Source organism: Mesorhizobium sp. M3A.F.Ca.ET.080.04.2.1 (assembly GCF_003952525.1).
GTDB lineage: Bacteria > Pseudomonadota > Alphaproteobacteria > Rhizobiales > Rhizobiaceae > Mesorhizobium.
Map to the genome: position 1 here is coordinate 2,398,329 of NZ_CP034451.1, position 25,872 is coordinate 2,424,200.

A 25,872-nucleotide genomic window follows, 5' to 3' on the forward strand; every position below is an offset into this window, starting at 1 on the left:
TCTCGCATTGATGTATCGCTCCAGCGGTCCCGCCGAGCGCTTCCAGAACGGCACGTTAAGCTTTCCCGCCTATGTTCCGGCCGACACATGACCCAGACCAGCGACATACCGCAGAGGCGTCCCCTCGCCCGGATCGGCCACTTCGTGGCCGCGCGCCGGAAGCTGGTGCTCGACTATTTCTCGGCGATCAGCGGCGCCGGCGGGCGGCTGGTGTTCTCGCTCGCCTATTTCGTGGCGCTGGCCAACACGCTTTCTATCGCCGAGTTCGGCATGTTCGCCACCGCCTCGGCGGCAGGCGTCATGCTGTCGCGCATTCTCGCCTTCGGCTTCATCTCCGCGCTCTATCGCACGGCGACGATCCGCCCGAATCTGATCGGCACCTTCACGGCAGGCTTCCTGCTGCTCGCCATCGCCTCGCTGCCGTTGCTGGCTGCCGCCTCCTACGTCGTCTACCTCATATTCTTCGCCGACACCGTGCCGCTCTCCGTATTCGCCGCCGTCGTGTTCGCCGAGGCGCTCTTGTGGCGGCCGGTCGAGGTGGCACTGATCGTCAACAACGGCCTCGGCAAGTTCGGCCGCGCTGCCGTGCTGGCCATCATGGCGACGGCGCTGAGGGCCGTGGCCGCGGTGCTGTTCATGTTCGCGGCACAACGCAGCGTCGGCGTCTGGGCCTCGTACTACATTGCCGCCAACGCCGTCTCGCTGCTCATCGCTTTTGTCTTTTTCTATCCTCGCCAGCGACTCAGGATGCGCAGCGAACTCTATCTCCGGCGACTTGGCGACTCGGTCTATGTGGCGGGCGCCGAGGTGCTGTTCTACCTGCAGATGGAGTTCGACAAGCTCCTGGTGCTGTCGATCGGCGGACCGCACCTCGCCGGCATCTACGCCATCATCATGCGGCTGGTCGACCTCACCGCGATCCCGATCCGCACCTTCTCGATGATGCTGGTGCAGCGGATGATGCGGGCGCCGGAGCTGTTGTCGCGGCTCGCGGTCAAGAGCGGCATCGAAGGTGGCGTGTTCCTGGTATCGACGCTCGCATTGCTGGCCCTCGGCATCGTGCTGCACCTCTTCCCCAATGCACTGGGCAAGAATGTCGCCGAGGCGGCGCCCCTGGTGGCGCTGGCGGTCTGCGTGCCGGGCCTGCGCAATCTGGTCGAATACCAGGCCGAGCTGCTGTTCGCGCGCGGCCAGACCGCCGTCCGGGCGCTCAACCTCGGACTGCTCGCCGGCCTGAAGGCGATGCTGCTTACCTATGTGCTGACGGCAATTCCCGACACATCCGATCTGGTGCTGTCGCTCAACGTCGTCTTCCTGCTGCTCTATCTCGCCTCGATGCTGCTCACCTATTCGGCGATGCGCCGCCCCGCGAAGGCAATCTAGATTGGGATAAGGACGCGCCTAGTCGAGCCCGATCAGCCGGCGGATGCGGCCGACATCGGTGCCGATGAAGGACTGCATGCCGATCGCCACCTGTTCCGGCGCCATGGCATCGACGAAATGCCGGAACTCCTCATCCGACAACGCCTTGCCGTTCCAGTAAACGCGGCAGAACTCTTGCGAGCCGTGGAAATGGCCGGCGCCATCCAGCACCTCGTCGACATAGCGGCCGTAGAGCATGCATTCGGAAAACTTTCGGGCCGAGCCGACGACGCTCACCCAGTCGCGGTCGTGCAGCTTTTCGATCCGTTCGCACATCGCCGCGACCGTCTCGCGGCGCCAGGCGATCAGCGTCGAGATGTAGTCATGGGTCGAGGCCGTCGCAGCAGCGATGCCGAGCGCCAGCCCGGCATTTTTCGACCAGATGCGGTGTTCGTCGTGGCCGTCCTTGGCCAACACGCCACCGCGCCTGAACAGCCGCACCTTGCCGTCATGCCAGAAGGCTCCGGTGTCGAACGGCTTGAGAAAGGCGACGTCGGAATCGCAGAAGACGAGAACGTCTTCTGCGGCATGCGCGGCAATGGCGATGCGGCGCAGCTGCTGCACGTGCCAGCCGCGCAGCGGCTGGGTCCTGAGGCTCAGCCAGACGCGGCGGCGAAACAGGCTGGACGGATCGTCGAATGCGCGCAGCCAGCGCGGCAGCAGATCCCTTTCGTCGACGATGGTGCGCCGGCTGCCTTCCAGTCGGCGAAACCGCGCCACGTCGCGATGCTCGACCAGGATGTAGTGCCGCGCCATGCCTTCGACATGGCGGTCGATGGTCTCGCACAGCAGCCGGCAGCGTTCGAAATCCGGCGCATAGCTGGCGGTGACGATCGCCGCCGACGGCGTCCGCGGCAGCGGAGCCATTCCGGTGGCGGCTTCGGGCAGGAAGCGGCTGTTCAACGGCTCGCCTCCGCGGCTTGCGGCTTGCCAATCAATTTCTGTTTGAGGACGCGCCAGAGGAACAGCGGGTTGCCGACCACGTAGCGGCGCCACAGGCGGCCTGGCTCGACCCAGAGGCGGAACAGCCATTCCAGCCTCATCCTGCGCATCCACAACGGCGCCCGCGGCACCGTTCCGCTCAGGAAATCGAGCAGCGCGCCGACGGCGATCGGCAGCGTGCAATGACCGGGCTCGATGTGGCGCGCGATCCACAATTCCTGGCGCGGCACGCCCATGGCGACAAGCAGCACATCCGGCCGCAGCCTGGCGATGCGCCCGACGATCTCCGGCTCCTCGGCCGGGGAGAAGTAGCCATCATGGATGACCACGAATTTGTGTTGCACGGCGAGCGCGGCGAGCTTGGCGGATGCCGCCTCGGCATTGACGCGCGTTGCGCCGAGCAGCGCGACGGTGAGCGGCCGGGCCGAGGCTTTCAGGAAGGCGGGCACGAAATCGGTGCCGTTGAGGTTGTCGGGGAACGGCGCGCCGTAGAGCAGCTTCGCTGCCATGTCGACGCCGACGCCGTCCGGCAGCACCAGGAAGTCGTCAAGCGCTTCTGCGAAGACCGGGTCGGTGTAGGCGATATTGGCGTTGTGGGCGTTGAGGAAGCTCACCTTGGTGAAGCGGCGCTCGGCGATCAGCCGGTTGAGCAGCGCGGTTGCCTCATCCCAGCGGATGGCGAGCACCGAGATGCCGAGGATGGTCCTCAGCGTGTCGGCGCCGGAGGCGGTGCGGGTGGCGTGCATGTTCATGCCGCGATCTCCCGCCGGACAGCGCCGAGCTTGCCGAGACCCAGTTCCATCGCGGCATCGAGCGCCTGTATCTGGCGGCGATGGAAGGCGCTGCCGTCGACATCCCGCGCGTCGGCCGCTGCCGCTTCGAGCGCGGCGGCGAAGGCGACCGGGTCATCGGTCACCATGCAATTGTCCGGCCGATAGCCGATGCCGCGCAGCGAGCGGCTCGTGGCGACGGACGGCAAGCCGAGTTCGAAGGTCTCGATCGTCTTCAACTGCACCCCGCTGCCGGCGGTGCTGATCAGCGGGATGACGGCGGCGCCACGCACGAATGCCTGGGCGTCCGGAACGCGGCCGACGAATTCGACGCCGGGATGCGTCGAGACGATGCCCGAAGGCATATTGCCGGCGATGCGTAAGCGGAAATCGGGCCTCAGATGCGGCACGACCTTGGCGAGGAACCAGTCCAGCCCGATGCGGTTCGGCTGCCAGGTCCAGGTGCCGATCAGCGCCGCATCGCAATCGATGCGGCGTAGGGCTCGTTTGGCCGGCGCCTCGGCGCGCGTCACCAGCGGCAGCACCGCCGAACGGTCGTCGGAGGCGACACCAAGTGCTGCGCGGTCCTCCTCGGCGAGCGTGAAGACGAAGCGCGCGGCGCGGCAGAGGCGCTCTTCCATCAGCTTGAGCAGCCTCGCCTCGCGGCGAAACAGCCAGCGCTGAAGCGCGCTGCCGGCTGCGGCGGCGTTTTCAGCGGCCGAGCGGTGCTCGACATTATGGGCAATGAAGATGGAGGGCCGGTCGCCGAAGAGCTCCTCAAACGCGCCGGCGAACTGCACGGAGTTCAGGACATAACCATCAAAAGAACCGGCATTTTCGATGGCGGCGCGGACTTCGCTGCCCTGAACGACGCGCAGCTTGACCGAGGAAAAGGTGAGGCCGGCAAGCAAGGCCTTCGCCACCCAGGCAAGTTTTTGAAACGGTGACGCGCTTTCGGTGCGCACGTCGACGGCGCCCAGCACGATGGTGTTTTCAGGGTCGACAGGAGCTTTCCCCGGCCAGGTGAAACCGATCACCGTGACGCGCACGCCGGCACGCCGCAGCGCGGCAATGATCGCAGCGTTGGCGATCTCGTAGCCCGAAGCGAGAGCGCCGTCGGGCACGATCGATGTGGCGAACAGAAGATGCATCTCACCTATCCAGCGCCGACCCCATAGCAAGGCGGAGTGAACCCTTGATTAAGTGGCGACGATTGCGGACTTGCATCGCCGGGTTGCCGCCTTTGAGCGCCAAGGTGATTAACGAAACGTTATCACCGCAATGCTATCGAGGGACAAAATCCTATGCGGCTGGAAACGGATGATCCCTTTGCCATCGGACGCTTCGGTATCGATCGCGGGGCGCTCTCCAGGGCTCGCCGCGGAGAGCGTCGAAGCTGTGGTCACGCTGCCGACCTTCAAGCGGCCGCAGCAACTGCTCGAAACGCTGGCGTCGCTTAGCAGGCAGCGCACCGGGAGAGCCTTCGCCGTCATCGTCATCGAAAACGAGGCCGAGGCGCGCGAAGGCGCCGAGGCGGCGCTGCCGCTGTTCGAACGCGGCGAAATGACGGGCCTGGTGATCGTTGCGCATGAGCGGGGCAATTGCAGCGCCTACAATGCCGGTTGGCAAACGGCGATGCTGCAATTTCCCAATTTCAAGCATCTGCTCGTCATCGACGACGACGAGACCGCGGACCCCGACTGGCTGGAGCGCATGTGCAAGGCGGCCGAGACGCTTGGCGCCGACATTGTCGGCGGGCCGCAAGTGCCGGTCTTTGCCGACCCGAGCCACGGCAGATGGGCAAATCATCCGGTTTTCGCGCCACCCTACAGGGAAACAGGGCGGGTGCCGGCGCTCTACTCGTCCGGCAATCTCCTGGTCGGGCGCAACGTGCTGGCGGCCATGGGGCCGCCCTTCCTCGATCTCAGATTCAACTTCATGGGCGGCGGCGATTCGGATTTTCTGAGCCGCGCCGCGCAGAAGGGCTTCGTGCTCGGCTGGTGCGCGCAGGCAAGGGTGAATGAAACGGTTCCTGCCCGGCGGGTCGAGCCCGATTGGATCCGCGCCCGCAGCCTGCGCAACGGCGTCATCTCCACGCTGGTGGAAAAGAAGAAGCGGGCCGGCACGCCCTTCGGCCGGGGCAAGGTCGTTCTGAAGAGCCTGGCATTGCTTGCCGCCTCCCCGCTGCGCGGCGCCATCCGGCTGGCGCGGACGGGCTCCCTGGCGACGGGCCTCTATCCCGTCTATGTCGCGCTTGGCCGGGTGCTGGCCGAATTCGGATACGCCAATGAGCAGTACCGACAGCCTGAGAAGAACTGAGCGCGCGCCGCTCAGCGCGGCTTTTTCGCGCGAGGGCGTCGCAACGGCGATCGCCGCGCTCTTATTTACCGTGATCATCGTCTCGTTCCGGCCCTTCCAGCCGGCAGGCGCCGAGCTCACCGGCGACGGCGGCGACATCGTCAACCAGCTCGGCTTCGGCTCGCTCGGCGCGCTTTCGATTTTCGCGCTGCTCGCCTTCGCCGACCCGCGCCTGGTGCGTTCGATACTCAGTCCATCTTGGCTGCTGATGCTGGGCTTCTTCATGCTGTCGGTGGTGATGGCGACCGACCCGCCCGCGGCGATGCGCGCGGCCTCCTTCACCATGATCGGCATAATCACCATGGCGGCGATCCTGGTCCTGCCGCGCGACGCAGACTCCTTCGCGCGAGTCGTCATCTTCACCGCCGTGGTCGTCATGGGCCTCTCCTATGCCGGCCTCATCGTTTTTCCGCATGAGGCGCTGCACACGGCGGACTCGCAGGAGCCCGAGCATGCGGGCCTGTGGCGCGGCGTCTTCACCCACAAGAACATCGCCGGGCCGGTCATGGCGTGCTTCAGCTTCGCAGGGCTCTATCTGTTCCGGCGCGGGCAGCGCTGGTGGGGAGCCGGCATCTTCTGCGCGGCGATGGTCTTCATGCTGCACACCGGCTCGAAGACGACCGCCGGGCTGGTGCCGTTCTCGATCCTGATCGTGGTGCTGCCGAGCCTCATCGGAATGCGGCTCGGCACCCCGATCCTGTTCCTGGCCGCGATCATCGCGACGGCGGCCGGCACGCTCGGCATCGTCTTCATCCCGCCGGTCAAGCATCTGGCGGCAATCTATTTCCCGGACCTCACCTATACCGGCCGCACCACGCTTTGGGAGTTCGCCGGCGACATGCTGGCGAAGAGGCCTTGGACCGGGTACGGCTATGAGAGCTTCTGGGGAACGCCACTGCTGCTCAACCAGGACCAGCCTTTTGACCGCGCCTGGGACATCCGCACCATCGTGCACGGCCATGACGGCTATCTCGATATCGCCGTGCTGATGGGCATCCCGGCGCTCTGCGTGGCGATCTACACCTTCCTGATCGCGCCCTTACGCGATTACATGCGAATCCCGCCGCGCAAGGAAAACATCTTCCTTGGCGACTTCTTCATGATGGTGGTGCTGTTCACGGCGCTGAACGCATTCCTCGAAAGTTTCTTCTTCCACCGCGGCGACCCGGTCTGGCTGTTCTTCGTGCTCGGCGTGCTTGGCCTGAGGCAAGTCTCGCTGCGGCCGATCCCGGTTCGCCCCTCGCCCTGATCCGCAATCGCCGCGATGGGACTTTCCCGTCGCCCGTCCAGCGTCTAATGAGAGCGCTTTGCGGAGGCTTCCATGACGATCAGGCTGGTTCTCGCCGGTTGCGGCAATATGGGTTACGCCATGCTTGCGGGCTGGCTGAAATCCGGCAAGCTCAAGCCCTCGGCGGTATTCGTAGTCGAACCGAATGCCGAATTGCGCAAGCGCGCCGAGCATCTCGGGTGCAGCGCAGCTGCCGGCGCTTCCGGCATTCCAGCAGATGCAGCACCTGATCTCGTCATCGTTGCCGTGAAGCCGCAGGTCATCCGCGATGTCGTGGCGGATTACAAGCGTTTCGCCGACGGCAGGACCACCTTCGTCAGCATCGCCGCCGGAACACCGGTCGCCACCTTCGAGGAAATCCTCGGCGACCTCGCGCCGATCATCCGCTGCATGCCGAACACGCCGGCTGCGATCGGCAAGGGCATGATGGTGGTGTTTTCCAACCCGCTGGTATCCGACGACGTCAGGCGCTTCGTCGCCGAGCTGCTCTCGGCGAGCGGCGTCGTGACGACGATCGACGACGAGGCGCTGATGGATGCTGTGACTGCGGTCTCCGGGTCCGGTCCGGCCTATATCTTCCATTTCATCGAGGCGCTGACGGTCGCGGCCGAGAAGGCCGGACTGCCGGCCGAGACGGCCAGGCTGCTGGCCACACAGACCGTCTATGGTGCTGCCTCGCTCGCCGCCGAAAGCGAGGAGGAGCCGGGCGTATTGCGCCAGCAGGTGACCAGCCCCAACGGCACCACCGCGGCGGCTCTTGCTGTGCTGATGGGCGAGGACCGGCTGACGAAGTTGCTGAGCGAGGCGGTCGAGGCGGCGCGGCGGCGGTCTATAGAGCTTGGGAAGTAAGCCGGTTCCGCTCACGCGAGGTCGGCATACGAAAATAACTGCGCTCTCGCAGAGCAGGGACATTCCGCGACTCTTTCGCAGTCACGACACGGGCTCGCCACCTAATCAGCCACGACAGACTCGGCGGCGGTTCGGACCTTACCTTCCGCCACTTGCTGGTTGGTAATCGCCAGTACCTTCAAAAGCGCCAGCGTTTCCTGGGTCTCTTCGTATTGCGCAACGTCCTGAAGCACGGCCCTTCGCCTCGCCGTGCAGCGTGATGACCACAGGTTGCCGGTTGTCAGCGAGCGCTCGGATGATTTCTGGTGCGTGCGCCTTGATATAGCTGATGGGTTTTACTGTTCCGACAACTTCAGGGATCCAGTCTCCTTTGACCAGATATAGACCGCAAATTGGTCGACCGAAGTGCTACCGGCCAAGGTTGGAATGCGGACATCTTTGATCCGGCGAAAGCGTCAGGCGCCGTAGAGCATCTCGTCCTGCAGCCGACGCAAGGCAAACACCTTCGTCGTGTGGTCAGGCGCGGCATTTTCCGCCGTCAGCAGTTCGCCCTTCTTGACCGGCTTCAGCACCTTGCCGCCCTCGAGCAGCCCGACCGGAACGGCGCGACTGGCGCGGGCCTCGGCGATGTCCATTGTCCAGGAGCGGTAGCAGGTCTCGCCGATGGCATCGAAGGTCTCGCCAGGGGCGAGGTCGCGCTTGGCCACCGCGCAGACCTCGGCCACCGGTTTTGGCAAAGGCACCATGTCGGGCCTGCCGTAGAGCATGATGCGAGCCGCGGTCAGCGGCACCTCGAGCGAGGTCAAATGGTAAGGCCGGAAGAAGCTGTAATAGGGGCCGTGACCGACATGGAGGTCGTCCATGCGCTCGACCACGCGCGGATGGGTGGCCTCGACGATGACGAAGACGCCAGGCGCCACGCCCTTGCCGATGGTGTAGTCGACGACGCCTTTCTTTGACAGGATGCCGCCGTCCGCGCGCGGGATGAGCACCTTGGCAAGCTGGTCACGATCGGCCTTGGGACCGTGCATGCCGGCGATGTCGGGCACCAGCCCGGTGGCGTTGGCGATGGCGCACATCTCGACCATGGTTTTCGAGCCGTCGACGAATTCGACCAGCATGCGCGGGTTCATGTTCCGGCGCAGGGCTTCCTCGCGATAGTCGTCGGGCACGGCGTCGTGGTTGAGCGGATTGTTCTTGCCCTTGCCGGCCGAGACGATGGTGTAGCCGAGCGCCGAGGCGAACTCGATCAATTCCATGCAGCTCGATGGCTCGTCGCCGGCGCCAACCGAATAGACGACGCCGAGCCGATCCGCCTGCTGCTTCAGATAACAGCCGATGGTAACGTCGGCCTCGACATTCATCATCACCAGATGCTTGCCATGCTCCATGGCCATCAGATCGAAATCGGCAGCGACACCGGGCTTGCCGGTCGCATCGATGACGACGTCGATGAGCGGATTGGTGACCAGCATCTCGTTGGACGTGATGGCGATCCTGCCGCTCTCGATTGCCTGACTGACCTTCGAGGCGGTTTCGGCCTCCGCCGCCATTGCCTCGTCGCCATAGGCAATGCGGATCGCCTCGCGAGCCGTGTGCGGGCGACGGGTTGAGATGGCCGCGACCGAAATGCCCGGCATCAGCATGCCCTGCGTCACCAGATCGGTGCCCATCTCGCCGGAGCCGATGACACCGATGCGCACGGGCTTGCCCTCGGCGGCGCGCCGGGCGAGATCGCGGGCAAGACCCGTCAGGGCGACATTTGTCATACAAGAAAGTCCGTTTTGATTTCAGCCCGCAATACAGGGAACGCTTCCCCTTTGCCAACAAAACCGGTCAGGCGTGGCAATTTCCGGTGCATGCCTTGCAAAACCGGAGCAGATTCTTCGCAGCAATCCGCACCTAGCCTTCGCCGTGCGGCGAGCTAATAATGGCCTAGAAGTCGGGAGGCCTGACATGACGGAGTTCACGCCTAAATTCGACCTGGCCGGCAAAGTGGTGCTGGTCACCGGCGCCTCGCGCGGCATCGGGCGGGCCTGCGCGCTTGCATGCGCCGGTTCGGGCGCTGACTTGATAGTGGGTGTGCGAAACGCGAGAGACGGTGCCGACCTCGTCGCGGAGATCGAACGCAGCGGCCGCAAAGCGCTCGCCGTGCGAATGGATCTGACCGATCTCGCCACGGTGCGCAGCGCCATCGCCGAAGCGCACGCCGCCTTCGGCCGCATCGACGTGCTGGTCAACAATGTCGGTCTTGGGCCGGAAAATCTTGCCGAGAACGTGACGGAGGAGGATTTCGACCTCACCGTCAACGTCAACCTCAAAGGCACCTTCTTCACCACCCAAGCGGTCGGGCGGCTGATGATCGCCCAGAGATCCGGGCGTATCGTCAACATCAGTTCGCAGGCCGGCACCGTGACGCTGAAAGGCGAGGCCATCTATTGCATGACCAAGGCTGCCATAAATCATCTGACGCGCTGCCTGGCGGCCGAGTGGGCACAGCACGGCATCGGCATCAACAGCGTCGCGCCCACCTTCATCTGGACCGATGGAACAAAGCCGTCGCTAGCTGACAAGGATTTTCACGCCCAGGTGCTGCGGCACATTCCGCTCGGCCGAATCGGCGATCCGATCGATGTGGCCGGCACCGTCGTGTTCCTGGCCTCGCCAGCCGCTTCGTTGATCACCGGGGCCAATATTCTGGTCGACGGCGGCTGGTCGGTCGCCTAGGCAACAAGCCTGGATGCGAAGGCCAGCACCAGCCGGGCAGTGCTGCGATGTGCCGAACGGCGCGATTCGCTGTGCAAACTGGCCGACTGTCTTCGGCAATCCCTGATTGCGGTCCGCTTCCGGCTCAATGCTCTCCACTGACGCGTAGCGTTATGTGCCATTTTTGCTACAGCCCTTGAGACTAATGGCGAGAAACCACGCTTTTATAAGTCTCTAGCCCATTAGGGACTCACATCCTCGAAAAATCTGATAGTAGTGCTCGCAAGCTCCGGTGGCAGGCTTGGGCAAATATGCGCTGACAAAAAATAAAAGGGCGCGGGGATAGTCACGGGGTAAATATGACCAGGACGGGTAAAGTCACCGTCGGCTGGCGCGTTGCGCTTGCCATGACAGTTTCAATGCTGGCTTGCGGCAGCGCCAGCGCACTTACACTCAAGGAAGCCATAGCAGTGGCGGTGGAGTCCAATCCGGAGATTGGACAGGCGATCGAAAACCGCGAGGCGATCGAATTCGAGTTGCGCCAGGCAAAGGGGCTCTATCTTCCGAGCGTCGATTTGGAAGCCTCGACCGGCGTTCGCCGCTTGGACAACGAATCGCGGCGCGCGCTCGACGAGGACCATGACGCGCTTTACCCGAACGAAGCCGACCTGACGGTCTCGCAGACGCTCTATGACAGCGGGGCGCGGCGCGCCGAATTGAACCGCCAGGCTTCGCGCGTCGACGGGGCTTCCTTCAGGGTGCTGGAACGGTCCGAGTTCATCGGGCTTTCCGTCGTCCAGGACTACCTCGAATACATGCTGCAGGCTTCGATCGTCAGCGAGGCGAAGAAGAACCTCGCCTTCCACCAGTCTATCCTGGGCGACATCAAGCAGGGCATCGCCGGCGGCGCGCTCAACGATGCCGACCAGCAGCAGGCAGAGGAACGGCTCTTTGCCGCCAAGGCGCGGATGCAGGAGGCCACGGAGGAACTGGAGGCGGCCAAGATCCGCTTCTTCAAGACCGTCGGCAAGCCGCTGACCAACGCATCCAGGCCAGGCGACGTCTCCCGCGCTCTGCCGCGGTCGCTGGACGAGGCGATCGGGCTCGGCCGGCAGAACAATCCGCGCGTCCACATGGCCAACAGCGACATCGATGCAGCCGCTTCGCTGGTCGACGCGGCACGGGCGAAATTTGGGCCCACGATCACTGCCGAGGGTGTCGCCCGCGGCGGATATGACATCGACGGCGCCGATGGCGACACCAACGACCTGCAGGCTCGCGTCGTGCTGCGCTGGAACCTCTATCGCGGCGGCATCGACAAGGCGAACGAGCAGGAGCAGGTCCGCCGCACCAGCGAGCAACGCCTTGCGCTGCATCAGGTGCTGCGCGAGATCGAGGAAGCCGTCCGCATCTCCTGGGATCGCCGTTTCCGCCAGGCGGAACTCGCGCAGACGCTTCGGCAGCAGGCAGCCACCAACGAAAAGCTGGTCGCTTCCTATCGCGAGCAGTTCAAGGTCGGACAGCGCTCTCTGCTCGACGTGCTCGATGCTCAAAACACGCGCTTCAACACCGCGACGCTGGCCGACACCTCGGCCTACGCATCGCTGTTCGCACAGTACCGCTTGCTCGCGGCGACCGGACAGTTGCTGAAGACGATGAACATCGCGCCGGCCAAGCAGTCCACCGCCTACGCCCGAACGGAATTCGGCGTGCCGGCAACGGCCGACACCGAAACCTATGCGCGCACGCCGTCCGAGCAGAAGAACGATCTGCCGTTCGACATCCTCGCGCCGGTCAGGAAAAAGCAGCCGATGTAAGCATCGATCATGGTCCTCCGGGGCGGGTCGTGAACCAGCAACCTCATATCCTGTCGCCCAAGGAGGCTTTCAAGGCCTGCTTCTCGGCGATCGCAGCCTATCTCGGCAGGCCGAGCGCGGAGACCGTGCTGTTTGCCGGCGTGCCGATTTCGGAGACGAGGATCGAGCCGGACGACATCAGGCATCTGGCCGAACGCATCGGGCTCGAGGCGCAGGAGTTCAGCCAGCGCGATTTCATGCGGGGTCGTATCGATCTCCCCGCAATCGTGTTTCGTCTCAGCCAGTTGCCCGTCGCGCTGCTGGCTGAGATCGAAAGCGGGCAGTATCTGACCGCTCCGCAGGAAAACGGCCGCACCACGATCAGCCGGTCGGAGCTCGCCGAGGGCCCGATCACCGGCGGCGCCTCCTTCTCCATCACCTACGCCAACACGGCCGAGGAGATGACGGTCGGGTCGGCGCCAAGGATCGAGCGGCGGCACTGGCTGACCGGAACGATGGGGGCGTTCTGGCGCACCTATTCGAAGGTGGTGCTGTCGGCGGTCTTCATCAACATGCTGGCGATCGCGTCGCCGATCTTCACCATGAACGTCTATGACAGGATCCTGCCGAACAAAGCGATCTCGACGCTCTGGGTTCTGGCGCTCGGCATCGGCGCGGCCATTCTGTTCGACCTGCTGCTCAAGACGGCCCGCGCCGCATTGATCGATTACGCCGGACGCAAGGCGGACCTGCGCATTTCCTACCTCCTATTCGAGAAGGTGCTGAACTCGTCGCTGTCGGCGCGGCCGGGCTCGACGGGCGAATATGCCAACCGGGTCACGCAATACGAGTTCGTACGCGAGTTCTTCACCTCGAACACGATCAGCGTCTTCATCGACACCGTCTTCGTCTTCGTCTTCCTGCTGGTCATCTACGCCATAGGCGGCTGGCTGGTGATCATACCGGCGCTGGCCTTCGTGATTTCCGTCGTTGTCGGCCTGGTCACGCAACGGCGCATCGGCAAACGGGTCGCCGCTTCGATGAACGAAGCGGCACAGCGCCAGGCGCTTCTGGTCGAATCCATCTCGACGCTGGAGACGATCAAGTCGCTGCGTGCCGAGGCCTATCTGCTGCGCAAGTGGGGCGAGCACTCGAAGAACGCGGCCAACACGTCGGAAAAAATCAAGGAGCTTTCGGCCGCCGCCGGCAACATCACCGGCGCCATCCAGCAGTTTGTGACAGTCGCCCTGGTGGTGGCCGGCGCCTATGCCTTCTCCGACGGCCAGATCTCGACCGGCGCCATCATCGGCACCGTCATGCTGGCGGGCCGGGCGGTGGCGCCGCTCGGCCAGATCGCCATCACGCTGGCGCGGTTCCGTCAGGCCATGCTGTCGCTACGGATCATCAACACGATCATGTCGCAGCCTGAGGACCGGCCGGATACGGTCGGCTTCGTCAATCGGCCGATCCGAAGCGGCGCGATGCATTTCAAGAATGTCGGCTTCACCTATCCGGGAACCGAAAACGAGGTGCTGAGCGGGCTCAACATCACGGTCAGGCCGGGCGAGCGCGTCGGCATCATCGGCCGTATCGGCTCGGGCAAGACAACGATGGGCCGGTTGATTGGCCGGCTGTTCCTGCCGACCTCCGGCGAATTGCTCATCGACGGCATCGACATTCGCCAATACCACCCCTCGGAAGTGCGCGCCGCGGTCGGCATCGTCGCGCAGGCCGGCGACCTGTTTTCAGGCACCATCAAGGAGAATCTCCTGATGGCGGCTCCGGACGCGAGCGACGAGGAGATCATCGAAGCCGCCAAGGCAGCCGGTGTCGACGACTTCGTCTCGCGCCACCCGCGCGGCTACGACATGAATGTCGGCGAGCGGGGCACCAACCTGTCGGGCGGCCAGCGTCAGGCGGTGGCGATCGCACGCCTGCTTCTGACCAAGCCCAAGATCGTCTTCCTGGACGAGCCGTCGGGTTCGATGGACCTTGCCTCGGAACGGCAGTTGATCAGGCAGCTGAAGGTAGCGATCGACCGCGACACGACATTGATCGTGTCGACGCATCGCTACAGCATGCTGGAACTCGTCGACCGGCTCATTGTCGTAGACCAGGGCCGCGTGGTTGCCGACGGGGCGAAGGAAAGAGTCATCCAGGCATTGCAAAAGCCGAGTGCCTGATTGGATCATGGGAAATGCTTGCAAAAGAAGATAGGCCGCCACTCTTCGCCTCGGCGTCCGTCTACATCATAGGGGCCCTTTTCGTGGCCTTCACGGCCTGGGCATCCTTCGCCGAGGTCGATGAGATCGCGCGCGGCGACGGCAAGGTCATTCCCGCCTCCAAGACCCAGATCATCCAGGCGAGCGAAGCCGGCGTCGTCCAGGAGATCGCGGTCAAGATCGGCCAGACGGTCAAGAAGAACGACCTCATCATCCGCCTCGACAACAGCGGCAACGCTTCGAGCCTCGGCGAGGAACAGGCCAAGGCGCGGGCGCTGCAGGCGCGCATCGCCAGGCTCAAGTTCGAGCAAAGCGGCAATGTCGAGGGAGCGTTTCCGTGCCCGACCGACATCCAGAAGGTGGCGCCGGAGATCTGCGACAACGAGCAGAAGCTGCTCGTTGCGCGTCGCGACAACTTCGAGGTCAAGCTGTCGGTTCTCAAGTCGCGCCTCGACCAGCGCGAGAAGGAACTGGACGAGGCCACCGCCAATGCCGATCGCCTGTCCAAGAGCCTGGCGGTCAGCGATCAGGAAACGGCGCTGGTCGAATCCATGGTCAAGAAGGGCCTGATGGCCAAGACCGAACAGATCCGCGTCGAGCGCGAGCAGACCGATCTGCATGGCCAGCTCAACCTTGCCGGCGAGACCATCAAGAAAACCAAGGCGGCGATCACCGAGGCGCAACTGCAGGTCAACGAGCTCGGGCTGCAGTTGCAGCAGGAGGCGCTGAGCGACCTGACCCAGGCGCTCGCCGATCTGTCCGTGGTGGACGAGACCATCAGGGGCGCCACCGACAAGGTGGCCCGGACCGACATCCGCTCGCCCGTCGACGGGATTGTCAACACGCTCGACGTCAACACGCTCGGCGCCTTTGTCCAGCCGGGCGCGGTCGTGGCCGGCATCGTGCCGACTTCAGAGACGCTTCTGGTCGAAGCCCGGGTTTCACCGCGCGATGTCGCCTTCATCCAGCCGGACCAGGACGCGCTGATCAAGGTCACGGCTTACGATTTCTCGATCTTCGGCGGCATCGAAGGCAAGGTCTCGAACATCACCGCCGACAGCCTTGTCGACCAGAAGACGGGCGAGCCCTACTATCAGGTGCGCGTCGCGACCGAGAAATCAACGCTGCAAAGGAACGGCAAGACCTACTCGATCATCCCGGGCATGATCTGCTCGGTCGACATCAAGACCGGACGCAAGACGATCCTCAACTACCTTTTGAAGCCCATCAACAAGGCGCGTCAGGAGGCGATGAGTGAGCGATAGCGCCGCCCGCCCCGACACCCAGCGCGAACGGCTGCTGCCGTCGCTCGCGGCGGAGGATTTCGGTCCGGAGTTCCGCGTCGTGGCCCGCGGCGGCGTGCGCCGAGGCATTCGGCTCGAGCGCGCTTTCTGGGTATCGCTGAAGCAGATGGCCGAAAGCCGCAAATGCACGATCGGCATGCTGGTCGAGGAGATCGCCGAAAATCATCCCGAGGGCAATCTCACCTCGGCGATCCGGGTCGCATGCATGCGGGGCCTCATCGAGGAGAGCATGGAGCTGCGCAAGCTCGCCTCGATCCGGACCATCAACGCGATCCTCGTCGCGTGCCCCTCGCCCGCCTTCGCGCTGTCGTCGTCGAAGAAGATCCTGGCCTTCAACACGCCGTTCCAGCAATTGGTGAAGCGGCAATTGCCGAGCGCACCCGGCGAGGACGGACGCCAGGACCTGAAACTGGCACTGGACCTCAACGTCACCGACATATTTACCCGGCTCGACGCCAACGGCGAGACACCGGTCACCACCGGCTTCGTCATCGGCGCCGGCGAGCGCCGCTATCGGGGTCAGCTCAGCGCCGTGCGCGCGCCGGTGGCCGAACCGGAACTGCTGATGGCGTTCGTCTTCAACGGCTAGCGGTATTCGCCCTGGTCAGCGTCATGTCAGGCGAGGAGCCCTCGCCGGGAGCGACAGTCGAGAAGCCGCCGGCGATGTCGGCGATCTGCGCGCCGGACTTCGACCCGTGGATCCAGGCCCGATCGGTGCTGAAAGAATAGAGCGGGACGTAATCGGGAAGATCGCGGTCCATCGCCACAACATTACTGAGGCTGTCCAGGATGAAGGCACCTTCGCCGGTGCTCACGGACAGGACTGCGTGGAAAAATTTCCGCCGGCGGTCCTGCAGCACCACGAGCGACATGCTTTGCGGCGGGACGCCGGCCCGCAGCAGCGCCGTCATCTTCAATATGGCGAAATCCTCGCAGTCGCCTGCACGATGCTCAAGGATCTCCGACGGCTTGGCCCAATAGTCGAGCTTGCCGTAGACGACACTGTCCTTGCGGTAGGCGATCAGGCGGTTGATGCTGCTGTTGACGAAGGCAAGCTTGTCGCGGAAGCCCTTGCTGCCGGCGATGTCGACAATCTCGGTGAAGGCCGCGTTCTCGTGGTCGCAGGCGCTGCCGGACGAGCAATCGACGATCGCCTTGTAGACGGGCGACCAGCGCGCCGCCACAGGGAAGTTGTGCATCGAGAGCGCCACTGAGCCGAACACGCCCGGGATGATCGCCGCGGTCTGGATCGGATCGATCCCGGGAGCGGCCAGCACGCTCGAACCATCGACCGCTGCGCGGGTTTCAAGCGGGCCATAGGCGCTGGCGACAGCGATCATGCGATAGGCCGCGACGGGCCGCCAGGGCTGGAGTCTGGTCAGCGAGATGCCGCCGAGGATGGTCGGCGAAGCAACGGTTTGCGGCACCGCATCACCGACCGACATCATACTGGCCGATGAGGGATTGGACTGGCCGGCGATACCGACTGCCAGCAGGAAAACCCTGATCCCCGACAACCCCAAGGCAACTTTTTGTATTTTCATGACGCCCACCTTTGACTGTGGACGCTACCGATCTTGTCTCAAATTATCGGAAAGGAAGGTGGGTAACTTTCATCGAATCACTCTATTCTGTTTTATATCAAATTTGATTCAAACTTATACTTCCACTTGCCGATACGGCGCCGGTCTCCCCGACACATGAAGCGTCGGTCGGGCACATGCATAATCAAATATATTGTCGCAATTTACCAAGCGCAAAAAATACGAATCTTCACATATTATCTTATATGCAAAGCGTTGAAGGTCAGTTGCAAAGCTCCGGCCTCGCATGTCTTTTGCCGAGAAATGCCGAAGGGGGCTTGACCTATGACGACCAGTATCGAATTCGACGCCGTTCCTAATTCCACGGACGAGCCATCGGCTGTTGGCGAGCATCCGATTTCAGCGGGTGTTCAAGTTGCTCAGGCCGCCACGGGCCAGGCAGCACAGCCAGCCGGTGAACCGGTGCCGGTCGATGTGGGCAGCGGCGCCGCGGCACAGGGTACGGCCAATGCGCCGGCGGCAAACGCGCCGGCAGCGAACACAGCGGCCTCCAACGTTACGCATGAATACCACGCCGAGGCCGGCAATGTCGTGAAGCTCCCGGCCAACGTGTCGATCGACAACATTAAGGTCGATGGCCACAATCTGGTTCTGCAGCAGCCGGATGGATCCGAGATCGTCATCAAGGATGGCGCGCTGAACGTGCCGACCTTCATCATCGGCGATGTCGAGGTGCCACGCGTTGCGCTGATCGCCGCGCTCGAGGCAAGCCATGTCGATGTCGCCTTCGGCGCCGACGGCTCGATTTCGGCCGGCGGAAATGGCTCGCCGAACAGCGCCGGCGGAAATTTCCAGGTTCCTCCCGGCGGGATCGGCGACGGCTTCGGCCTGACGTCACTCCTGCCGCCGACGGCGCTGCAGTTCGGCCAGCCGGATAACCGCGAATTGTTCCCAAGCCTCCTCAAACCGGATTCGACGCCTTCGATCGGAACCATAGGGGGAGCAAGCGTCAACGAAGCCGGTCTGCCGGCGCGCAACGGTGAACCGGAAGGCTCGGACTCCGCCTCCAATTCGGAGACCACGTCCGGCACGATCGGTTTCACTTCACCGGATGGCGTATCGGAAGTTACGCTCGGCGGCCATGTGCTGACCGGCGCCCCGCAGACCTTCACCGACGCCACCGGCTCGCTGACGGCCAGCTACACTTACGACCCGGCAACCGGCACCGGCTCGATCAGCTATACCTACACGCTGCTCGACAACACCTCTGGCGACAACACGAGCGTGAGTTTCGCGGTTGGCGTAACCGATTCCGACGGCGATGCGACTCCTCCCGGATCGCTGGTCATCAACATCATCGACGACGCACCGACCGCGGTCGCCGACACCGACGTCGTGCCGTCGGGTTCGCACGCCGCGATCGACGGCAATGTCATCACCGGCGCTGGCAGCGACGGCAATGCCGCCGGCGCCGATGTTAAGGGCGCCGACGATGTGACGGTCGTTGGGGTGGCGGCCGGCACCACGGCCGGCGGCGAAGACGCCAATGTCGGCACCGTCATCCAGGGCACCTACGGCAAGCTGACGCTCAATGCCGACGGCTCCTACAGCTACACCCGCGACGCCGGCACCCCCGGCGGCCATGACGACGTCTTCACCTACACCATCAAGGACGGCGACGGCGACCTGTCGCACACCACGCTGACGATCTCGATCGGCGACTCCACCCCGACCATCGGCGGCCTGACGCCGCAGGCTCAGGGCGGCGACACCACCGTCAACGAGAAGGGCCTGCCGGCCAGCTCCGGCTCGGAAGGCTCGGGCGAACTGGCGGCACCAGGCGCCGACGGCGATCCGTCCGAGCACAACACCGGCACCTTCACCATCTCCTCGCCCGACGGCATCGCCAAGCTCACCATCAACGGCACCGACATCTCGGCGGCAGCGCTTGCCAACAGCGGCACCACGCATGTCGACGTGACGACGCCCGACGGCAACACGCTGACCATCACCGGCTATGACGCCGGCACCGGCCAGGTCAGCTACACCTACACGCTCCTCGACAACGAGACCCACTCCGGCGCCGGCACCGATTCCATCTTCGACAACATGACGGTGACGGTCACCGACACCGATGGCGATGCCTCCTCGGGAACGCTCTCGGTCCAGATCGTCGACGACGTGCCGACCGCAAATCTCGACACCAACAGCATTGCGTCGGGCCAGTTCGGCCCGGTCAGCGGCAATGTGCTGGCCAACGACGTGATCGGCGCCGACGGCCCGGCCACGACCTCGCCGGCAGGCGGCATCGTCGGCGTCGTTGCCGGCACCACGGCAGGCGGCGAAGACGCCAATGTCGGCACCGTCATCCAGGGCACCTACGGCAAGCTGACGCTCAACGCCGACGGCTCCTACAGCTACACCCGCGACGCCGGCACCCCCGGCGGCCATGACGACGTCTTCACCTACACCATCAAGGACGGCGACGGCGACCTGTCGCACACCACGCTGACGATCTCGATCGGCAACTCCACGCCGACCATCGGCGGCCTGACGCCGCAGGCTCAGGGCGGCGACACCACCGTCAACGAGAAGGGCCTGCCGGCCAGTTCCGGCTCGGAAGGCTCGGGCGAACTGGCGGCACCAGGCGCCGACGGCGATCCGTCCGAGCACAACACGGGCACCTTCACCATCTCCTCGCCCGACGGCATCGCCAAGCTCACCATCAACGGCACCGACATCTCGGCGGCAGCGCTTGCCAACAGCGGCACCACGCATGTCGACGTGACGACGCCCGACGGCAACACGCTGACCATCACCGGCTATGACGCCGGCACCGGCCAGGTCAGCTACACCTACACGCTCCTCGACAACGAGACCCACTCCGGCGCCGGCATCGACTCCATCTTCGACAACATGACGGTGACGGTCACCGACACCGATGGCGATGCCTCCTCGGGAACGCTCTCGGTTCAGATCGTCGATGACGTGCCGACCGCAAATCTCGACACCAACAGCATTGCGTCGGGCCAGTTCGGCCCGGTCAGCGGCAATGTGCTGGCCAACGACGTGATCGGCGCCGACGGCCCGGCCACGACCTCGCCAGCAGGCGGCATCGTCGGCGTCGTTGCCGGCACTACGGCCGGCGGCGAAGACGCCAATGTCGGCACCGTCATCCAGGGCACCTACGGCAAGCTGACGCTCAATGCCGACGGCTCCTACAGCTACACCCGCGACGCCGGCACCCCCGGCGGCCATGACGACGTCTTCACCTACACCATCAAGGACGGCGACGGCGACCTGTCGCACACCACGCTGACGATCTCGATCGGCAACTCCACGCCGACCATCGGCGGCCTGACGCCGCAGGCTCAGGGCGGCGACACCACCGTCAACGAGAAGGGCCTGCCGGCCAGCTCCGGCTCGGAAGGCTCGGGCGAACTGGCGGCACCAGGCGCCGACGGCGATCCGTCCGAGCACAACACCGGCACCTTCACCATTTCCTCGCCCGACGGCATCGCCAAGCTCACCATCAACGGCACCGACATCTCGGCGGCAGCGCTTGCCAACAGCGGCACCACGCATGTCGACGTGACGACGCCCGACGGCAACACGCTGACCATCACCGGCTATGACGCCGGCACCGGCCAGGTCAGCTACACCTACACGCTCCTCGACAACGAGACCCACTCCGGCGCCGGCATCGACTCCATCTTCGACAACATGACGGTGACGGTCACCGACACCGATGGCGATGCCTCCTCGGGAACGCTCTCGGTCCAGATCGTCGACGACGTGCCGACCGCAAATCTCGACACCAACAGCATTGCGTCGGGCCAGTTCGGCCCGGTCAGCGGCAATGTGCTGGCCAACGACGTGATCGGCGCCGACGGCCCGGCCACGACCTCGCCGGCAGGCGGCATCTTCGGCGTCGTTGCCGGCACTACGGCCGGCGGCGAAGACGCCAATGTCGGCACCGTCATCCAGGGCACCTACGGCAAGCTGACGCTCAATGCCGACGGCTCCTACAGCTACACCCGCGACGCCGGCACCCCCGGCGGCCATGACGACGTCTTCACCTACACCATCAAGGACGGCGACGGCGACCTGTCGCACACCACGCTGACGATCTCGATCGGCGACTCCACGCCGACCATCGGCGGCCTGACGCCGCAGGCTCAGGGCGGCGACACCACCGTCAACGAGAAGGGCCTGCCGGCCAGCTCCGGCTCGGAAGGCTCGGGCGAACTGGCGGCACCAGGCGCCGACGGCGATCCGTCCGAGCACAACACCGGCACCTTCACCATTTCCTCGCCCGACGGCATCGCCAAGCTCACCATCAACGGCACCGACATCTCGGCGGCAGCGCTTGCCAACAGCGGCACCACGCATGTCGACGTGACGACGCCCGACGGCAACACGCTGACCATCACCGGCTATGACGCCGGCACCGGCCAGGTCAGCTACACCTACACGCTCCTCGACAACGAGACCCACTCCGGCGCCGGCATCGACTCCATCTTCGACAACATGACGGTGACGGTCACCGACACCGATGGCGATGCCTCCTCGGGAACGCTCTCGGTCCAGATCGTCGACGACGTGCCGACCGCAAATCTCGACACCAACAGCATTGCGTCGGGCCAGTTCGGCCCGGTCAGCGGCAATGTGCTGGCCAACGACGTGATCGGCGCCGACGGCCCGGCCACGACCTCGCCGGCAGGCGGCATCTTCGGCGTCGTTGCCGGCACTACGGCCGGCGGCGAAGACGCCAATGTCGGCACCGTCATCCAGGGCACCTACGGCAAGCTGACGCTCAATGCCGACGGCTCCTACAGCTACACCCGCGACGCCGGCACCCCCGGCGGCCATGACGACGTCTTCACCTACACCATCAAGGACGGCGACGGCGACCTGTCGCACACCACGCTGACGATCTCGATCGGCGACTCCACGCCGACCATCGGCGGCCTGACGCCGCAGGCTCAGGGCGGCGACACCACCGTCAACGAGAAGGGCCTGCCGGCCAGCTCCGGCTCGGAAGGCTCGGGCGAACTGGCGGCACCAGGCGCCGACGGCGATCCGTCCGAGCACAACACCGGCACCTTCACCATCTCCTCGCCCGACGGCATCGCCAAGCTCACCATCAACGGCACCGACATCTCGGCGGCAGCGCTTGCCAACAGCGGCACCACGCATGTCGACGTGACGACGCCCGACGGCAACACGCTGACCATCACCGGCTATGACGCCGGCACCGGCCAGGTCAGCTACACCTACACGCTCCTCGACAACGAGACCCACTCCGGCGCCGGCATCGACTCCATCTTCGACAACATGACGGTGACGGTCACCGACACCGATGGCGATGCCTCCTCGGGAACGCTCTCGGTTCAGATCGTCGATGACGTGCCGACCGCAAATCTCGACACCAACAGCATTGCGTCGGGCCAGTTCGGCCCGGTCAGCGGCAATGTGCTGGCCAACGACGTGATCGGCGCCGACGGCCCGGCCACGACCTCGCCAGCAGGCGGCATCGTCGGCGTCGTTGCCGGCACTACGGCCGGCGGCGAAGACGCCAATGTCGGCACCGTCATCCAGGGCACCTACGGCAAGCTGACGCTCAATGCCGACGGCTCCTACAGCTACACCCGCGACGCCGGCACCCCCGGCGGCCATGACGACGTCTTCACCTACACCATCAAGGACGGCGACGGCGACCTGTCGCACACCACGCTGACGATCTCGATCGGCAACTCCACGCCGACCATCGGCGGCCTGACGCCGCAGGCTCAGGGCGGCGACGTCACCGTCAACGAGGACGATCTGCTCGCCGGCCGCGGCGCCGGTGAATCGGCCGGTTCCGACACCTCGAAGGAGAGCACCACCCAGGGAGGCACCTTCAATGTCAGCTCGCCCGACGGCATCGCCACGCTCAGCATCGACGGCCACGCCTTCATCACCAATGGCGTCTTCACCGCCGGCTCCTTCACCACGGCGCTCGGCAACACGCTCAACGTGACCGGCTACAATGCGGCCACCGGTGTCGTCACCTACACCTACACGCTCAACGACAACGAGGCGCATGCTGCCGGCCAGGGCACCAACAGCCTGTTCGAGAACTTCACCGTGTCGCTCACGGACCAGGACGGCCAGAACGCGACCGGCACGCTCTCCGCAAACATCGGCGACGACGTGCCGACGGCGCACAACGACACCAACAGCGCGCAGTCGGGCCAGACGGTGACCGGCAATGTCGAGACCAACGACACGGCCGGCGCCGACGGCATCGCCTCAATCGCCTGGACGGGCGCCTCCGGCAATACGGTGACCGGCAGCTACGGCACGCTGACCATCGCGGCCGACGGCTCCTACAGCTACCACGCCAACCCGAATGCCTCGGGCACCGAGGTGTTCACCTACACCATCACCGACGGCGACGGCGACACCTCGCCGGCCACGCTGACGATCACGGTGACCAACGGCCAGCCGCAGCCGGCGGCGGCGACCCAGACCGTCAACGAGGCGGCGCTGGACACCACCACCACGGGCAGCGACATCGCGCACGGCACGGTCACCGGCTCGAACCCGTCGAGCACGGCGGAGACGGTCTCGGGCACGCTCTCGCTCGGCGATCCCGACAGCCCGCACGTCACCAACATCCAGGGCGCGACCTCATCGGTCGTCGGCGGCAGCGCCGTCACCGTGCAGGGCACCTACGGCGTTCTGCAGATCGACCAGAACGGCAACTACACCTATACGCTGACCAAGCCGTTCGACACCTCGCCGGATGCCAACAACGGCACCAACACCGAGACCGGCAAGGACGTCTTCACCTATACGGTGACCGACGCCTACGGCAACACGTCGACTTCGACCATCTCGATCAACATCATCGACGACGTGCGTACGGCGCCTGTCCCGGACTACGCGGTGCTTTCCAATGGGGCGGGCAATCCGGTCACATTCGCGCTGGACGAAGATCACACGTTGACTGGCAACTACGGAGCGGATGGGCCCGGCACGGTGCAGTTCGCGACCTCTCTCGACGGCGTGGACAGCGGCCTGACCTCGGGCGGCACGCACATCATCTACGACGTGTCGGCGGACGGCCACACCTTGTACGGAATGGCCAACAACGTCGCGGTGTTCACGGTCACGCTCGACCCGACGAACGCCACCTATTCCGTGGACATGAACGGAACGGTGGACAGCGTCTCGCAAGTGACGTTCTCCAACGGCTCCTATGATTTCGATGGCGGCAACGGCGCCTGGGCCGGCTTCGTTCCCACCGGTCAGAAAAACTCCGGTACACCTGTCAACGACGACTCGAGAGATGTGCTTTTCACGCCCTTCGGCACCGGCACGACGATCAACGGGAATGCGAATTCCTTTGGTGTCGGCGGCGGCAGCGGAGGACAAAATATCGGCGCTGGCGAAGGCATCCGGGTCGATTTCGTCCAGGATCTGACCGGCAACACGATGGGAGCTGGCGGCTACGGTGTTCCCGCCAATCGCGATCACGTGTTCGACAGCCACTATGTGGCCAACGGCGCTACCTTCACGTTTGGCGACGGTACCAGCAACACCCTTCTCAAGATTACCGCCTTCGACGACAACGCCACGACCGGCACCGACGGCAACAAGACAGTTGGCGACGGCGTGCATGATTCCGTGACTTCAGTCGCGATCACCTATGACGGGGAAACCCAGATGGTGTCGTTTGCCGATATCGGCACCACGGCAACGTCCTACACCGTAGGCAATTCGGGAGGGCTGACGGACAGAACCTATACGGTTCACTTCGTCGACCTGGGTGACGGCAAATATGCCGCCGAGATCACGGGCGTGCTCGATACCCACGTTTCGGTCTCGACGTTCACCGCCGATGGCTACAGCAGCCTGGAGTTGCTGAACGCATCTCCGACCGACGACAGCGGCAACGACTTCGCCATTACCGGATTTGGCGCGGCCGTTCAGACCACCGATCCCGTCAACTTCAACCTGCCTATCGAAATCGTCGATGGAGACGGCGACAAGGCGACGAGCGAGATCGGCGTGACGCTGTATGGAACCGGGGTTCAGGATCATTCCGCGGACGCTGCCGGCGCTTCCCACCTCTACACGTCGACGGTGGCCCTGCCGAACATCATCGGGTCAGCTTTCAACGACACGATAACGGGCGACGTGTCTGCGAACGTGCTCTACGGCGGAGCCGGTGCCGACACGATCAACGGCAGCGGCGGCAACGACACGCTCGTCGGCGGCGCCGGCAACGACATCATGAACGGCGGGGCCGGCAACGACCTGCTCGTCGGCGGCGCCGGCCAGGACACGCTGACCGGCGGCACGGGAGCCGACACGTTCAAGCTCGACCATCTCGACATCAAGGATCTGATCAGCGACTACAATGGCGCCGAGGGAGACAAGATCGACCTGTCTTCGCTGTTCGAAACCTCGGGAGGCAACATCGCCGACTACGTGCACTACGACGCCGGCACGAAGACGCTGAGCGTCGACGTCAACGGCACGACCGGCGGCGCCAACTTCGTGGATGTTGCAGTGCTGCAGAACGCACCTGCGGCCGGCACCATCACGATCCTCTACGACGACAACAACCATACGCAGCATTCCACCACGATTTAGCGCTTATGCGCGGTCGCAGTGTCAT

At 64.6% G+C, this 25,872-nt stretch carries 15 protein-coding genes and 1 pseudogene; 10 read left to right on the forward strand and 6 right to left on the reverse strand.

The features are described from left to right. Positions 1 to 87 precede the first annotated feature (87 nt). Positions 88 to 1,383, forward strand: coding sequence for a lipopolysaccharide biosynthesis protein (locus EJ074_RS11570; RefSeq protein ID WP_095809248.1), 1,296 nt, complete (start codon positions 88 to 90; stop codon positions 1,381 to 1,383). Positions 1,384 to 1,401: 18 nt separating this feature from the next. Here the strand turns inward: EJ074_RS11570 and EJ074_RS11575 are convergent, their stop codons facing one another. Genes EJ074_RS11575 through EJ074_RS11585 form a run of 3 tightly spaced genes read right to left on the reverse strand, consistent with a single transcriptional unit; the run spans position 1,402 to position 4,285 of the window. After that, entirely contained in the window at positions 1,402 to 2,325 is a 924-nt protein-coding gene (locus EJ074_RS11575) for a DUF6492 family protein (RefSeq protein ID WP_129553392.1), read from the reverse strand. Then, positions 2,322 to 3,116 carry a WecB/TagA/CpsF family glycosyltransferase gene (locus EJ074_RS11580; RefSeq protein WP_129553393.1) on the reverse strand — a complete coding sequence of 265 codons (795 nt, stop codon included), beginning with the start codon at positions 3,114 to 3,116 and terminating at the stop codon, positions 2,322 to 2,324. The genes EJ074_RS11575 and EJ074_RS11580 overlap by 4 nt, the downstream gene beginning before the upstream one ends. Further along, on the reverse strand, positions 3,113 to 4,285 hold the full coding sequence (locus EJ074_RS11585; protein ID WP_129553394.1) for a glycosyltransferase family 4 protein: 1,173 nt from the start codon (positions 4,283 to 4,285) through the stop codon (positions 3,113 to 3,115). Before EJ074_RS11585 ends, EJ074_RS11580 begins: the two co-directional genes overlap by 4 nt. Before the next feature lie 169 nt (positions 4,286 to 4,454). Between EJ074_RS11585 and EJ074_RS11590 the strand changes: the two genes are divergently transcribed. From EJ074_RS11590 to proC, 3 genes are all read left to right on the forward strand, one after another. Continuing rightward, positions 4,455 to 5,453, forward strand: coding sequence for a glycosyltransferase (locus tag EJ074_RS11590; RefSeq protein ID WP_129553395.1), 999 nt, complete (start codon positions 4,455 to 4,457; stop codon positions 5,451 to 5,453). Beyond that, entirely contained in the window at positions 5,422 to 6,741 is a 1,320-nt protein-coding gene (locus tag EJ074_RS11595; RefSeq protein ID WP_129553396.1) for an O-antigen ligase, read from the forward strand. The genes EJ074_RS11590 and EJ074_RS11595 overlap by 32 nt, the downstream gene beginning before the upstream one ends. Before the next feature lie 72 nt (positions 6,742 to 6,813). Next, positions 6,814 to 7,629 carry a pyrroline-5-carboxylate reductase gene (proC, locus tag EJ074_RS11600; RefSeq protein ID WP_129553397.1) on the forward strand — a complete coding sequence of 272 codons (816 nt, stop codon included), beginning with the start codon at positions 6,814 to 6,816 and terminating at the stop codon, positions 7,627 to 7,629. Positions 7,630 to 7,730: 101 nt separating this feature from the next. Here proC and EJ074_RS11605 read toward each other — a convergent pair. After that, a pseudogene (locus EJ074_RS11605) lies at positions 7,731 to 7,989 on the reverse strand (type II toxin-antitoxin system Phd/YefM family antitoxin). Positions 7,990 to 8,084: 95 nt separating this feature from the next. Further along, on the reverse strand, positions 8,085 to 9,398 hold the full coding sequence (locus tag EJ074_RS11610) for an NAD(P)H-dependent oxidoreductase (RefSeq protein ID WP_129553398.1): 1,314 nt from the start codon (positions 9,396 to 9,398) through the stop codon (positions 8,085 to 8,087). Positions 9,399 to 9,585: 187 nt separating this feature from the next. Between EJ074_RS11610 and EJ074_RS11615 the strand changes: the two genes are divergently transcribed. The 5 genes from EJ074_RS11615 to EJ074_RS11635 all read left to right on the forward strand — a co-directional run bounded on the left by EJ074_RS11615 (position 9,586) and on the right by EJ074_RS11635 (position 16,246). Next, on the forward strand, positions 9,586 to 10,356 hold the full coding sequence (locus tag EJ074_RS11615) for a 3-oxoacyl-ACP reductase family protein (RefSeq protein ID WP_129553399.1): 771 nt from the start codon (positions 9,586 to 9,588) through the stop codon (positions 10,354 to 10,356). 338 nt (positions 10,357 to 10,694) lie between these two features. After that, the gene (locus tag EJ074_RS11620; RefSeq protein ID WP_095809239.1) at positions 10,695 to 12,152 is read left to right on the forward strand and encodes a TolC family protein; all 1,458 of its coding nucleotides are present in this window, start codon (positions 10,695 to 10,697) and stop codon (positions 12,150 to 12,152) included. A gap of 29 nt (positions 12,153 to 12,181) precedes the next feature. Next, positions 12,182 to 14,314, forward strand: a complete 2,133-nt coding sequence (locus EJ074_RS11625; protein ID WP_095809238.1) for a type I secretion system permease/ATPase — start codon at positions 12,182 to 12,184, stop codon at positions 14,312 to 14,314. Positions 14,315 to 14,328: 14 nt separating this feature from the next. Beyond that, positions 14,329 to 15,618: an HlyD family type I secretion periplasmic adaptor subunit gene (locus tag EJ074_RS11630; protein WP_095809237.1), complete on the forward strand. Its 1,290-nt coding sequence runs from the start codon at positions 14,329 to 14,331 to the stop codon at positions 15,616 to 15,618. Beyond that, complete coding sequence (locus EJ074_RS11635) at positions 15,608 to 16,246, forward strand: ribbon-helix-helix domain-containing protein (protein WP_129553400.1); 639 nt, start codon at positions 15,608 to 15,610, stop codon at positions 16,244 to 16,246. The genes EJ074_RS11630 and EJ074_RS11635 overlap by 11 nt, the downstream gene beginning before the upstream one ends. On the opposite strand, the gene EJ074_RS11640 is transcribed toward EJ074_RS11635, so the two are convergent. Further along, positions 16,236 to 17,201: a transglutaminase-like cysteine peptidase gene (locus tag EJ074_RS11640; protein ID WP_129553401.1), complete on the reverse strand. Its 966-nt coding sequence runs from the start codon at positions 17,199 to 17,201 to the stop codon at positions 16,236 to 16,238. The two genes, EJ074_RS11635 and EJ074_RS11640, sit on opposite strands and share 11 nt — an antisense overlap. A gap of 324 nt (positions 17,202 to 17,525) precedes the next feature. Here EJ074_RS11640 and EJ074_RS11645 point away from each other — a divergent pair, with 324 nt between their 5' ends. Then, positions 17,526 to 25,847 carry a tandem-95 repeat protein gene (locus EJ074_RS11645; RefSeq protein WP_129553402.1) on the forward strand — a complete coding sequence of 2,774 codons (8,322 nt, stop codon included), beginning with the start codon at positions 17,526 to 17,528 and terminating at the stop codon, positions 25,845 to 25,847. Positions 25,848 to 25,872: the final 25 nt, after the last annotated feature.